General features: G+C 60.4%; 11 protein-coding genes. 5 read left to right on the forward strand and 6 right to left on the reverse strand.

Annotated elements, in window-relative coordinates; all coding sequences use genetic code 11:
- Positions 1–47: 47 nt before the first annotated feature.
- The 5 genes from lon (at position 48) to cmoB (ending at position 5666) form a co-directional block, all read left to right on the forward strand.
- On the forward strand, positions 48–2465 hold the full coding sequence (lon, locus tag CKW14_RS19520; protein ID WP_095125897.1) for an endopeptidase La: 2418 nt from the start codon (positions 48–50) through the stop codon (positions 2463–2465).
- A gap of 270 nt (positions 2466–2735) precedes the next feature.
- Positions 2736–3128, forward strand: a complete 393-nt coding sequence (locus tag CKW14_RS19525; protein ID WP_093430626.1) for a protease inhibitor I42 family protein — start codon at positions 2736–2738, stop codon at positions 3126–3128.
- Between the two features lie 2 nt (positions 3129–3130).
- On the forward strand, positions 3131–3769 hold the full coding sequence (locus CKW14_RS19530) for a lysoplasmalogenase (protein ID WP_176471311.1): 639 nt from the start codon (positions 3131–3133) through the stop codon (positions 3767–3769).
- A 200-nt stretch (positions 3770–3969) separates the two neighbouring features.
- Complete coding sequence (cmoA, locus tag CKW14_RS19535) at positions 3970–4713, forward strand: carboxy-S-adenosyl-L-methionine synthase CmoA (protein ID WP_007916813.1); 744 nt, start codon at positions 3970–3972, stop codon at positions 4711–4713.
- A complete protein-coding gene (gene cmoB, locus CKW14_RS19540) occupies positions 4710–5666 on the forward strand; it encodes a tRNA 5-methoxyuridine(34)/uridine 5-oxyacetic acid(34) synthase CmoB (protein ID WP_095048333.1) in 957 nt (318 codons plus the stop codon). The genes cmoA and cmoB overlap by 4 nt, the downstream gene beginning before the upstream one ends.
- Before the next feature lie 474 nt (positions 5667–6140).
- On the opposite strand, the gene tadA is transcribed toward cmoB, so the two are convergent.
- From tadA to treC, 6 genes are all read right to left on the reverse strand, one after another.
- Complete coding sequence (gene tadA / locus CKW14_RS19545) at positions 6141–6641, reverse strand: tRNA adenosine(34) deaminase TadA (RefSeq protein ID WP_095048334.1); 501 nt, start codon at positions 6639–6641, stop codon at positions 6141–6143.
- Positions 6641–8017 (reverse strand): multicopper oxidase family protein, encoded by a 1377-nt coding sequence (locus tag CKW14_RS19550; protein ID WP_095048335.1) that lies wholly within the window; start codon positions 8015–8017, stop codon positions 6641–6643. The genes tadA and CKW14_RS19550 overlap by 1 nt, the downstream gene beginning before the upstream one ends.
- A 117-nt stretch (positions 8018–8134) precedes the next feature.
- Positions 8135–8425: a PTS transporter subunit EIIB gene (locus CKW14_RS19555; protein WP_095125899.1), complete on the reverse strand. Its 291-nt coding sequence runs from the start codon at positions 8423–8425 to the stop codon at positions 8135–8137.
- Positions 8426–8427: 2 nt separating this feature from the next.
- On the reverse strand, positions 8428–10956 hold the full coding sequence (ptsP, locus tag CKW14_RS19560) for a phosphoenolpyruvate--protein phosphotransferase (protein ID WP_095048394.1): 2529 nt from the start codon (positions 10954–10956) through the stop codon (positions 8428–8430).
- Positions 10957–11018: 62 nt separating this feature from the next.
- Complete coding sequence (locus CKW14_RS19565; RefSeq protein ID WP_095125900.1) at positions 11019–12242, reverse strand: carbohydrate porin; 1224 nt, start codon at positions 12240–12242, stop codon at positions 11019–11021.
- A 105-nt stretch (positions 12243–12347) separates the two neighbouring features.
- Positions 12348–13997, reverse strand: a complete 1650-nt coding sequence (treC, locus tag CKW14_RS19570) for an alpha,alpha-phosphotrehalase (protein WP_095125901.1) — start codon at positions 13995–13997, stop codon at positions 12348–12350.
- Between the last annotated feature and the right edge of the window lie 60 nt (positions 13998–14057).

Genomic DNA, 14057 nt, shown 5'->3' on the forward strand with positions numbered 1-14057 from the left:
CAAGGCCTGCCCCATCTAAGACCCATACTCCATTGCGCAGGTGCCCCATGAGCGACCAGCAAGAATTCCCGGAAAACCCCGACGACTACACCGAAGCCGAACACATCGAACACACGTCTTCCGGCAAAGGCCTTGCCCTGCCCGGCCAGAACCTGCCGGACAAGGTCTACATCATCCCGATCCACAATCGCCCGTTCTTCCCGGCGCAAGTCCTGCCAGTCATCGTCAACGAAGAGCCCTGGGCTGAAACCCTCGAACTGGTCAGCAAATCCGAACACCATTCCCTGGCCCTGTTCTTCATGGACACGCCCCAGGAAGACCCGCGCCACTTCGACACCGGCGCCCTGCCGCAATACGGCACCCTGGTCAAAGTCCATCACGCCAGTCGCGAGAACGGCAAACTGCAATTCGTCGCCCAAGGCCTGAGCCGCGTGCGCATCAAGACCTGGCTGAAACACCACCGCCCGCCGTATCTGGTGGAGGTTGAATACCCGCACCAGCCCACCGAGCCGACCGACGAGGTCAAGGCTTACGGCATGGCGCTGATCAACGCGATCAAAGAACTGCTGCCGCTCAACCCGCTGTACAGCGAAGAGCTGAAGAACTACCTCAACCGCTTCAGCCCCAACGACCCGTCGCCGCTGACCGACTTCGCCGCCGCGCTGACCTCGGCCACCGGCCCCGAACTGCAAGAAGTGCTCGACTGCGTGCCGATGCTCAAGCGCATGGAAAAAGTCCTGCCGATGCTGCGCAAGGAAGTCGAAGTCGCGCGCCTGCAAAAAGAGATTTCGGCGGAAGTTAACCGCAAGATCGGCGAGCATCAGCGCGAGTTCTTCCTCAAGGAACAACTCAAGGTCATTCAGCAGGAACTTGGCTTGACCAAGGACGACCGCAGCGCCGATCTTGAACAGTTCGAGCAACGCCTGGAAGGCAAAGTCCTGCCGGCGCAAGTGCAGAAGCGCCTCGAAGAGGAAATGAACAAGCTGTCGATCCTCGAGACCGGTTCGCCCGAGTACGCGGTCACCCGTAATTACCTCGACTGGGCGACGTCAGTGCCGTGGGGCGTCTACGGCGAGGACAAACTCGACCTCAAGCACGCGCGCAAAATCCTCGACAAACACCACGCTGGCCTCGACGACATCAAGGATCGCATCCTCGAGTTCCTCGCCGTGGGTGCTTATAAAGGCGAGATCAGCGGCTCCATCGTGCTGCTGGTCGGCCCGCCAGGCGTGGGTAAAACCAGCGTCGGCAAATCCATCGCCGAATCCCTCGGCCGGCCGTTCTACCGCTTCAGCCTCGGCGGCATGCGCGACGAAGCCGAGATCAAGGGCCACCGCCGCACCTACATCGGCGCGCAGCCGGGCAAACTGGTGCAGGCGTTGAAAGACGTCGAGGTGATGAACCCGGTGATCATGCTCGATGAAATCGACAAGATGGGCCAGAGCTACCAGGGCGACCCGGCCTCGGCGCTGCTGGAAACCCTCGACCCGGAGCAGAACGTCGAATTCCTCGACCACTACCTCGACCTGCGCATGGACCTGTCGAAAGTCCTCTTCGTGTGCACCGCCAACACTCTGGATTCAATCCCCGGCCCATTGCTTGACCGCATGGAAGTGATTCGCCTGTCGGGCTACATCACTGAAGAAAAAGTCGCCATCGCCAAGCGTCACCTGTGGCCGAAACTGCTGGAAAAGGCCGGCGTGTCCAAGGGCAGCCTGAGCATCAGCGACTCCGCGCTCAAAGCCTTGATCGACGGTTACGCCCGTGAAGCCGGCGTGCGTCAGCTGGAAAAGCAAATGGGCAAACTGGTGCGCAAAGCGGTGATGAAGCTGATCGACGAGCCGAAAGCGGTGATCAAACTCGGGCCGAAAGACCTCGAAGCGTCACTCGGCCATCCCGTGTTTCGCAACGAACAAGTGCTGTCCGGTACTGGCGTGATTACCGGTCTGGCATGGACCAGCATGGGCGGCGCGACGTTGCCGATCGAAGCCACGCGGATTCATACGCTTAACCGTGGCTTCAAACTCACCGGGCAACTGGGTGATGTGATGAAGGAGTCGGCGGAGATCGCCTACAGCTACGTCAGCTCGCACCTGAAACAATTCGGCGGCGACGCGAAGTTCTTCGACGAAGCCTTCGTCCACCTGCACGTACCGGAAGGCGCGACACCCAAGGACGGTCCGAGCGCCGGCGTGACCATGGCCAGCGCCCTGCTCTCGCTCGCACGCAATCAGCCGCCGAAGAAAGGTGTAGCGATGACCGGCGAATTGACCCTGACTGGGCATGTGCTGCCGATTGGCGGGGTGCGCGAGAAGGTGATTGCGGCGCGCCGGCAGAAGATTTTCGAGTTGATTCTGCCGGAGCCGAACCGGGGCAATTTTGAGGAATTGCCGGATTATCTGAAGGAAGGCATTACGGTGCATTTCGCGAAGAAGTTTGCCGATGTAGCGAAGGTATTGTTCTGACAGAAAACCCCTCACCCCAACCCTCTCCCGGAGGGAGAAGGAGCTAATTGCGGAATATTGCAGAGTTACACCGACCTGAAAGTACTTCGCTGAATCCATAATCGACTCGGTCTTTCAGGTCGATGTATGACACAAGACACCTCGGTCAGTCCCCTCTCCCTCTGGGAGAGGGTTAGGGTTAGGGTTAGGGTGAGGGCTTGGCGTTGTCACACTTTGTCTCATCTTCAGTTATGCTCGCCGTTCGTCGTAAACGCCGGAGCCTCTGACCTTATGTCCCCCACTCGCCTGTTTGTCCCCCTCGCCCTTTCGTTGCTGGCCGCCTGCGCCACACAACCGAAACACAACGTGACCGTGGAAAAACAAAGCGAATGCCCCGTACGGCTGACTAACGGGCAAAACCTCATCATCATGCTGCCAAGCAACCCGACCACCGGCTATCGCTGGGCCATTCAGGATTCGGCTGGCGGCGTATTGCGTGCACTCAGCCCCGAGGTCTACAGCAATCCGGAAGACGCGGGCGTCGTCGGCGCGGCGGGCGTATCAACCTGGCGCTTTCAAGCATTTGCCCCCGGCACCGGGCGTCTGCGCCTGACCTCGCAACAGCCATGGGCACCGGAAGTGCTGCCCGTGGAAACCTTTGACTGCGCCATTTCGGTGAACTGATCGTGGGCTGGCTGATTCTGGCGCTGATGGGCGCGGTGACGTTTCTCTACGGTGTCAGCACCCACGCGGCGTTACTGTGTCTGTTGGTCAAACCGTTGCCGGTGCTGGCGCTGCTCGGCTGGCTGCACGATGCGCCACCCAGCGACTATCGGCGCTGGATCAGTCTCGGCCTGATTTTCTCGTTGCTGGGTGATGTGTTGCTCGCTTGGCCGGGGGATTTGTTCGTGTTTGGCCTCGGTGCGTTTCTGGTCGCACACCTGGCTTATCTGAAGGCTTATCTGAGTGACTGCAAGCGTCTGGCGGTGTTGCCGCTGGTGCTTGCTCTCGGTGTTGGCGCGGTGTTGCTGGGGATGCTCATTTCCAGCGGACTCGGGCCGTTGCTAGTACCGGTGATTGTCTATGGCACGGCAATCAGCGCGATGCTCTGGCGCGCGCTTGCTCGTCTCGGCACCGATGTGCCGAAACGTTCGGCGTTGCTGGCGGCGGGCGGTGCAGTGGCGTTTGTGTTCTCTGACAGCGTGATTGGCATCGATCGCTTTGTATCGCCATTCCACGCCGCGCCGTACGTCATCATCCTCAGCTACTGGCTGGGCCAATGGGGCATCGCCGCCTCCGCTTTCTCCCAGACTAAACGAATCTGATCGTTCCCACGCTCCGCGTGGGAATGCATCCTGTGACGCTCTGCGTCATTTGCGCAGGGACGCGGAGCGTCCGGGGCGGCATTCCCACGCAGAGCGTGGGAACGATCACCGGCAAAAAAACGCTTTATCAGACAACCCAAGCATCCCCGCGCCCTTTTGGCTAAAATGCCGGCCTTTCCATTTACACCGCCGGAACCGCCGTGAGCAAAGAACCCGATCGTATTTTCGCCAAGCCTTTGGCCCAGGTGCCCGACTTCGCCTTCAATGAAGACGTGGTGCGGGTGTTCCCGGACATGATCAAGCGCTCGGTGCCGGGTTACCCGACCATCGTCGAAAACCTCGGCGTGCTCGCCGCGCAGTTCGCCCAGCCGAACAGCGTGCTCTACGACCTCGGCTCGTCCTTGGGCGCTGTCACTCAAGCCCTGCGTCGCCACGTGCGCACCGACGGTTGCCGGGTAATCGCTGTGGATAACTCGGCAGCGATGGTTGAGCGCTGCCGCGAATACCTCAACGGTCAGGACTCGATGTTCCAGGAGTTGCTGCCGGTCGAAGTGATCGAAGGGGACATTCTCGCCCTCGACTTCCAGCCCGCCTCGGTGGTGGCGCTGAACTTCACCCTGCAATTCATCGCCCCCGATCAGCGCACGGCGTTGCTCTCGCGCATTCGCCAATCGCTGCTGCCGGGCGGCGCGCTGATCCTCTCGGAGAAGCTGCGCTTCAACGATGCCGAAGAACACGCGCTGCTCACCGATCTGCATGTCGCCTTCAAACGCGCCAACGGCTACAGCGAACTGGAAATCGCCCAGAAGCGCAGCGCCATCGAAAACGTCATGAAGCCCGACAGCCTCGAAGAACACCGCGAACGCCTGCTGGCCGCCGGGTTCTCGAAAGTCGTGCCGTGGTTCCAGTGTCTTAACTTTGCCTCGTTGATTGCCTTGCCATGATTGATCTGTCTCCCCTCGCCCGCCGTCTGGCCGGCACACCGCTGGCCGAATGGGCCAACACTCTGCAAGCGCAACTCGACAAGAAAATGGAGAAAGGTCACGGCGACCTGGAGCGCTGGCAAAGTGCGCTGGATGCCCTGCCGAAAATCCAGCCGAGCGAAGTCGACCTGCTCAACGGTCTGAAACTCGACACCGATTGCGACGATGAAACCCGCGCGCAGATGCACACCGCGTTGATGGGCCTGTCGCCGTGGCGCAAAGGGCCGTTCGACTTGTTTGGTGTGCACGTCGACACCGAATGGCGTTCGGACTGGAAGTGGTCGCGTGTCTCTCCGCACCTCGACTTGAAGGGCAAACGCATCCTCGATGTCGGTTGCGGCAACGGTTATTACATGTGGCGCATGCTCGGTGCCGGCGCGAACAGTGTGATCGGTGTTGACCCGAACTGGCTGTTCTTCTGCCAGTTCCAGGCCGTGCAGCGTTATCTGTCAGAACCCAATGCCTGGCACCTGCCCTTTCCGTTCGAAGACCTGCCGCCAAACCTAGAAGGCTTCGACACGGTGTTTTCCATGGGCGTGTTCTACCACCGTCGCTCGCCGATCGAGCATTTGCTGGCGCTGAAGGATTGCCTGGTCAAGGGTGGCGAACTGGTGCTGGAAACGCTAGTGGTCGAAGGCGACAAGCATCAGGTGCTGGTGCCGGAAGACCGTTATGCGCAGATGCGTAATGTGTGGTTCCTGCCGTCGGTGCCGGCGCTGGAGTTGTGGCTGCGCCGTGCCGGGTTCACCGATATTCGCTGCGTGGACGTGAGCACAACCACGGTTGAAGAACAGCGCGGGACTGAGTGGATGAAGTATCAGTCGCTGAGCGACTTCCTTGATCCCGAAGACCACAGCAAAACCATCGAAGGCTTGCCGGCGCCGATGCGGGCGGTGATTGTCGCCCGTAAATAATCCAATCGCCCAAACACCGCGGTGAGCCCACCCCTCACCCCAGCCCTCTCCCCAGGGAGAGGGAGCTGATCTTTGGGCTTTTCAAAACTTGAGTACGACTCGATAAATCAGGTAGGTGCACCTCGCCCATCCAATCCGGTCAGTCCCCTCACACTGTGGGAGAGGGAGCTGATCTTTGGGCTTTTCAAAACTTGAGTTCGACTCGATAACTCAGGTCGGTGCACCTCGCCCATCCAATCCGGTCAGTCCCCTCACACTGTGGGAGAGGGAGCTGATCTTTGGGCTTTTCAAAACTTGAGTTCGACTTGGTATGTCAGGTCGACGGACTTGGCCCATCCAGCTCGGTCAGCCCCATCCCCCCAAGGAGAGGGGGCTGATCGTTGAGCTTTTCAAGACTTGAGTTCGACTCGATAACTCAGGTCGGCGCAGATCGCCCATTCAACCCGGTCAGTCCCCTCTCCCTCCGGGAGAGGGTTAGGGTGAGGGGCTTTTTGCTCTTCGGGCGCGAAAGAATTCGGTCAACACCGCGCCACACTCCTCCGCCAACACCCCACCCTCATACAACACCCGGTGATTCAAAAAGCCCTGAGTGAAGAACTGCCCCTGACTCTGCACAATCCCCGCTTTCGGTTCCAGCGCGCCATACACCACCCGCGCCACCCGCGAATGCACGATCAAACCGGCGCACATGCTGCACGGCTCCAGCGTCACATACAGCGTGCTGCCCGGCAGACGATAGTTATCCACCGCCTGCGCGGCCTCGCGAATGGCGACCATTTCCGCGTGGGCACTCGGGTCGCTGGTGCTGATCGGGCAATTGAAACCGCGACCGATGATCTCGCCGTCCTGCACCAGCACCGCGCCCACCGGCACTTCGCCGAGGGCTGCGCCTTGTGCGGCGAGGAGCAGCGCTTCGCGCATGAAATCGCGATCACGGCTGCGGTCGATAATTGCCGCAGGGCGAATCTGGCGCATCACTTCACCTCGATGGCGGCCATCAGGCCGGTTTCCATGTGATCGATCACATGGCAGTGGAACATCCACACCCCCGGATTATCGGCCACCAGCGCCACTTGCGCGCGCTCGTTCTTGCCCAGCAGATAGGTGTCGGTGAAATACGGAATGATCTTGTGCCGGTTCGACGCGATCACCTTGAAACTCATGCCGTGCAGGTGGATCGGGTGCTGATACTGGGTCATGTTCTTCAATTCGAAGATGTAGCTCTGCCCCAGTTTCAGACTGGCAATCGGCCGGTCGGCGCAGGTCTTGTCGGTGATGTCCCAGGCCTTGCCGTTGATCTGCCACAGGCTCGGCGGCCTGCCGTTGTCGACGTTGACCGATACCGAACCGACCCACTCGAAATTGAAGTTGAGTTTCTCGGCATTGGCCAGGTCCGGCTCCGCCACCGGATTGGCCGGCAGCGCTTTCGGCCAGTCAGTCGGCGCATCGTTATTGGCCACTGAACGCAGCGTGCCCAGACGCACCGGGCCGTTGCGCAGCGACAATTCTTCACCCGCTGCCGGCGCCTTGATCGCCAGACAGATACGCATGCCCGGGCCCAGCCAGTATTCCTTGCCCAGCGGCCGCGGTTCGACCGGGTTGCCGTCCAGCGCATAGATCTGCGCTTCGACGCCGGGAATGTTGATGCGGTAAGTCAACGTGTTGTCGAGGTTGAGCAAGCGCACCCGGGTGATCTGCCCGGCCGGCAGTTCGATCACCGGGTTCGGCACGCCGTTGATGGTCGACAACCGCCCCGCCGTACCGCCACGAGCCGCTTCACGGGGAATACTGAACTCGACGAAATTGCCTTCGTCATCGATGTGCCAGTTTTTCAGGCTCAAAGTCTTTTCGTACTTGAAACCGGTCGGCTCGCGCTCTTCGATGATCAATGGCCCGACCAAGCCGCGCCCGAGCTCTTCGCTGCTGCTGACATGCGGGTGATACCAGTAGCTACCGGCATCCGGCACGCGGAATTTGTAATCGAAGTACTCGCCCGGCAACACCGGCAGCTGCGAAACGTACGGCACACCGTCCATTTCCAGCGGCAGACGAATGCCATGCCAGTGAATGGTCGTCGCCACCGGCAAGTGGTTGATGAAACGCACCCGCAGCCATTCACCCTGACGCACCCGCAACTCGGTGCCCGGCGCCGACGGACCAAATGCCCAGGCCTCGGTCTTGTGCCCCGGCACCAGCTCGACGTCCAGCGGTGCGGCGATCAGCTCATAGTCGTGGCCCGCTTCGGCGTCGGCCATTTTTCCCAGCCAATACCGCGACGCGCCCCCCGCACCGACACCAACGACAACAAGACCGGCCAGGCCACCGAGGATTTGGCGACGGGTAAAGGACATGAACTCAACTACCTCACGTATCAGCGACAGGCCCTGAAAGCCTGCAAAAGGCGAATACGATACACCTGCGGTTGAGAAACAGTAAGGGCGACCTGAGGCCGCATGCCCTTGACCGGCTTAAGGTCGCAGCCCGGTAATCAGGTGCACGACACCATCCTCCAAGGGCATCACGCCCGCGACCCCGGCGGCGCTCAACGCCTGTTGATCGATACCCGACACATCACGCAATACTACCCGCACCCGCGTCAACGCCAGCGGTTGCTGTGACTGGAGGTTATCCACACCGCCCAGCGCCGCGACGATGGCGGCACTCAATCCGGCGCTCGGCTCGGCGGGTGCTTCGGGTGTGTCCACCACCAGATCCGGGGTCAGGGCCTTCCAGAATGCCTTCTGCAATTTATCCAACATCTTCAGTTCTCCAGAACCCGTAAAGTATCGACGGTTGCCTCGTGAAAGAGCTGCAACGCCTCGCGCACCTGCCCGGCACTTTCCAGCCCCAGCACCTGTTGGGCGATGATCTGACAATCGGCCAGCTCGAGTTCGCGCACCGTCGCCTTTACCGGTGCAATCATCGGCACGCTCACCGACAGTTCATCCACGCCCAACCCCAGCAACAACGGCACCGCCAGACGTTCCGAGGCCATTGCCCCGCAGACTCCGACCCATTTGCCATGGGCGTGCGCGGCCTTGACGGTCATGGCGATCAGGCGCAATACCGAGGGATGAAAACTGTCCGCCTGACTGGCCAGACGCGGGTGATCGCGATCCATCGCCAGGGTGTATTGCGTCAGGTCATTGGTGCCGATCGAGAAGAAATCCACCAGCGGCGCAAACAGGTCCGCCATCAGCGCCGCGGCCGGCACCTCGATCATGATCCCCAGTTTCGGCCGTTGCGTTAGCCCCAGCGCGAGGATTTCCTCGTCGAGCATTTGCCGCGCCAGACGCAGCTCCGACAGTTGTGTGACCATCGGCAACATGATGTGCAAACGTGTCAGCTCGCAGCAGCCGAGCATGGCCCGGAACTGCTCCCGCAATAACTGCGGGCGCTCCAGGCACAAACGAATGCCGCGCACGCCAAGGAACGGGTTGGTTTCGCTGTCCATCGGCACGTAGGCCAGCGGTTTGTCACCACCGACATCAAGGGTGCGCACCACCAGATTGTGCGCAGGTCCCACGCAGCGAGCGATGGCGCTGTAGGTCGCAGCCTGTTCGTCATGGCTCGGCGCATGATTACGGTCCAGGTAGAGAAACTCCGAACGCAGCAGGCCGACGCCCGCACCGCCGAGGGCCATGGCCTGCTCGGTTTCCGCTAACGAGGCGACGTTGGCCGACACCTCGATGTGATGGCCGTCACGGGTCCGCGCCGCGAGCGTTGCGCTGGCCAACTCATGCTCATGGCGTTGACGCTGTTGTGCGTGCCGCGCCTGCCATTGACTGACGGCCGCAGGATCGGGACGCACATGCAATTCGCCCTTGTCGGCATCGAGCAACACCGGGGTGCCGTTACTCAACGCCAACATCTGCACCGGCACCCCGCAGATCGACGGCAGACCACAGGCGCGCGCAAGAATCGCCACGTGACTGGTTGCGCCGCCGCCGACCGTGGCAAAACCCAGCACCTTGCTGGTATCGATGCCGGCGGTCTGCGACGGGGTCAGTTGATCGGCAATCAGAATGCTTCCATGCGGCAGCTCCATCGCCTGCTCGCCTATCCCCAGCAATAGCTTGAGCACGCGGCGCCCGACATCGGTCAGGTCCGCCGCCCGTTCAGCCAGCAACGCACTGCCCAGTTGGCGAAACATCGCCGCGGTTTCTTCAGTGGCCGCGCGCCAGGCAAACGCCGCGCTTTTGCCTTCACTGATCAATGCCTGGGCCTGATCGAGCAGCCCCGGATCTTCGAGCAGTTCCTGATGCGCCTTGAAGATCTCGGCCTCGGCCTCGCCAGCGGCGGTGTCGCGCAAATGCTGCAAGGCCAGATCGGCTTCGATCAGGGCATTGGCGAGGGCCTCGCGCTCGCCGTCTGCTCCGCCGCCGAACTCGCTGACGTCGAACACCGGCTCGCTGATCTGCACCACTTGGCCCAACGCCGAACCGGGTGACGCGCAGACGCCACGCAACAGGGTCAGAACCTCGGTTTCGACCAGCTCGACAGGCGCCACCGCCGTCACCGTTTCACCGCAGCCTTCAATCAGTAATCGAGTCAGCGCCTCGATTGCCGCGTCAGCATCTTCGCCCACCGCACTGACCTGCACGCTGTCGCCGCACGCGGTCTGCAACGCCATGATCGCCACCAGGGATTTGGCGTTGGCCTGAGCCTGCTGTTTATGCAGGTAAATCTTTGCCGCGAAGCCCTTTGCCGCTTGCGCGAACACCGCTGCCGGGCGCGCGTGCAATCCGTTGGGATTGGGCAGTTTCAACGTTTGAGAGAACACGGCCTGACCTTCTGCCGCGCCAGCATCCACGCCACAAGCCTGAGTACGGGCGAGCTCAAGCAACGGCTGACCGGTTTCGACCCATCCGCTCGACGCGACCCGCCAGGTGAACGGCTCTGCGCTGACCACCAGCATCAACGTCATCAGGCTGCGCGCATGCCGGGCAATGTAATCTGCGTCGAATTCGATCAACGCTTGTCCGGCGGCAACCCGTTGCCCCTCTTCAACGAGGCGGGTGAAGCCTTGCCCGCCGAGGTTCACGGTATCAAGGCCGATGTGCATCAACACTTGTACGCCATGGTCATCGGTGATGCTCACGGCATGCCCGCTGGCCTGCACGTTGCTGATGACGCCGGCCATGGGCGCACACAGGGTCGATGAAGTCGGGTCGATGCACAGACCGTCGCCGATCACGCGCCCGGAAAACACCGGATCGGGCACCTGCTCAAGCGCGATCAGGACACCGGACAAGGGAGCCAGCAATTGCAATGGTTGGGGTGTGGCCATGACGTCACCTGCAGTTTTGTTCTTTGAAGTGCCCATGGAGCGCGACGCTCCATCAGCATCGCTTATTTCCACCAGTATTCGACCTGCAATCCGACATTCGCACCGTGGCGAGCGCTACCGAAGGCGCCGGTGTCGGAGAGTGCCGAGCCTTTGGCCAGTTCGTTGGCCGCGCGTTTGGCCGCCTCGTTCCAGGTGGCGTACGTGTAATACAGCCGCACCTCGGGACGCGCCCAGAACTCCGGGCCTTTCGGCGACCAGGTCGGGGCAAAGGTAAATTTGCTCAGTTTGCGCGTACCCCCCGGAGCTTCGACTTGATCGTGACCCAGCTCGGTGACCAGTTTGAAGTGTTCGCTGAGCGCATAAGTCGGTCGCACCCCCAGCGAGATCCAGTTCTGGTCGACACCGTCCGGGCGGATGTCTTTCTGGTACACCGCTTCAATCTGGCCGCCGAAGCGCGGCGTCACCTGCCAGTCGAAAAACTCGACGACTCGATAACTTTTATTGCTGTCGTCCAGTTTGACGTTGCCGGTATAACCCAGTCCGGTGCCCGGCCCTTCACCGTATTGCAGCGCCAGTTTGTTTTTGCCGCCGAGAAAATCCGTCTGCACATGTTGCGTGGTGATCGCCCAGCCCCGGTGGGCATCGCGGCTGTCGGGTTTGTCGATATAACTCAAGCCGAACTCCAGCTCACCGCCAGGATTGGTCTTGAAACCGGCGATGTTGAAGTCGTGCCGATTGATGTAGTCCTTCTGGTACAGGTTGTCCTTGCGCGAGAAGGCGTAGCTGTATTTCAGATCGCCGATCAACACGTCTTCGACCCCGCCCCCCGTGGCGCTCTGGTTCCAGTAGTAGAAGTCGGAAATATGGATGTCATTGCGCTTGTAGTAACGGCGTCCGGCCCACAATGAACCACCGTTGAGCGCGGGCATCGCCGACCACTGTGCGTAGGCCTGCGGCAAGCGGATCGAACCATTGTCGTCTTTGAACGTGGGGCTGCGGTCGTAACGGTTATACAGCGAGGCCATCCCGTCGACACTCAGTACCGAACCGTCGTCAAGGGTGTACAGGTCCTGCCGCAACTCGAGTTCGCCGTACTGCTCGCATTCGTTACCCAAGCGATATTTGGTCTGCGCACCCGGTAACTGGAAGCACGACTGACCGCTGCTGTTGACTGACGTGCCGACACCGCTGCGCAGGTAGCCGCCAAACTCCAGCGCTTGTGACGTTGGCGGTAAGGCCAGGCAAAAACCTGCGACTGCAAGGCTGCGATTTATTGTTGTTTTCATAAGCCACCCCATTGTTTTTATTGTCTGGTTGCATGAATTCGGCGCGCAGAAATCCCCCGCGCAGTGCTCTGCGTGTTTTTTGAACGTTGTTTTTTTAGTTAAAGGTCAGGGATCGATCAGGTGCAGGACGAAGGACTCGTAAGGTCGCAACGTCACCTGGCGCTTGCGCAACGCGCCCTCTGGATAATTGCTGATCAACTGGCGCTGGCTCATCGATTCACTGATGACCGTCGCCGGTAATTCCACTTCACAGGTTGTCCCGTAGAAGTTGTTCACCACCAACAAACGCTCGGCGTCACCTTCACGCACATACGCCCAGACCTGCGGATGTTCGGGCAGTAATTGTTGGTACAGCCCGTCGGTGATCAACGGTTCACTGCGGCGCAGCGCGATCAGACGGCGGTAGTGATGCAACACCGAGTCCGGGTCGTCGAGCTGGTTTGCGACGTTGATCTGCGCAGCATTGGCCGGCACTCCGATCCACGGTTCGACACGGCTGAAACCGGCGTTTGGCCCGGCGTCCCAGTGCATCGGCGTGCGCCCGTTATCGCGGGATTTCTGCATGATCGCTGCCATGTTGTCGGTATCGCTGCTGCCGGCCTCGCGCTTGAGGCGAAAAATGTTCAGCGTCTCGACATCGCGATAATGCTCGATCGATTCGAACCCCGGATTGGTCATGCCCAACTCTTCGCCCTGATACACGAACGGCGTGCCCTGCAGAAAGTGCAGTGCGGTGCCGAGCATCTTCGCCGAGCATTCGCGGTACTCGCCGTCGTTGCCGAAGCGCGAGACCACGCGCGGCTGATCGTGGTTGCACCAGAACAGCGCGTTCCAGCCGCCACCCGCCTGCATGCCGGTCTGCCAGTCGGACAGAATTTTCTTTAGCTGAAGGAAATCGAAGTCGGCGCGTACCCACTTCTGCAGGTTTGGATAATCGACTTTCAGGTGATGAAAGTTGAAGGTCATCGACAACTCTTTCGACTGCGGATTCGAATAGCGAATGCAGTGTTCGAGGCTGGTCGATGACATCTCGCCGACATTGATCAGGTCGTGCCCTTCGAAGACTTCGCGGTGCATCTGCTGCAAGTACGCGTGGACATTCGGCCCGTCGGTATAAAAGCGTCGGCCATCGCTGTCGTCTTCGGGGAAGTCCGCAGGCTTGGAGATCAGATTGATCACGTCCAGGCGAAAACCGCCGACGCCCTTGTCTCGCCAGAATTGCATCATCCGGAATACTTCAGCGCGCACCTTGGGATTGTCCCAATTCAGGTCGGCCTGGGTGTGGTCGAACAGGTGCAGGTAATACTGACCGGTCTGGGCTTCGTACTCCCAGGCGGAACCGCCGAACTTGGATTCCCAGTTGTTCGGCTGATCACGCCAGATGTAGAAGTCACGGTACGGGTTGTCGAGGCTGCTGCGCGCCTGTTGAAACCAGACGTGTTCGATCGAGGTGTGATTGACCACGATGTCGAGCATCAGCTTGATCCCGCGCTTGCCCGCCTCGGCGATCAGCAATTCGCAGTCGGCCATGCTGCCGTAGCTCGGGTCGATGGCGTAGTAATCGCTGATGTCATAGCCGTTATCGCGTTGCGGCGAACGCAGAAATGGCGTTATCCATAAACAGTCGACGCCCAGCCACTTCAGGTAATCGAGTTTGGCGACGATACCGAGCAGATCACCCGTCGGGTTGCCGGCGTGACTATGAAAACTCTTCGGATAGATCTGGTAGATCACCGAACGCTGCCAGTCTTGCATGGCACAACTCCTTCAATAAGTCCGTGCGGCTCGCGCCCAGATTGAAATGCAATCAACTGT

The sequence above is a fragment of the Pseudomonas sp. Irchel s3a12 genome (assembly GCF_900187485.1).
In the GTDB taxonomy this organism is placed as follows: Bacteria; Pseudomonadota; Gammaproteobacteria; order Pseudomonadales; family Pseudomonadaceae; genus Aquipseudomonas; species Aquipseudomonas neuropathica.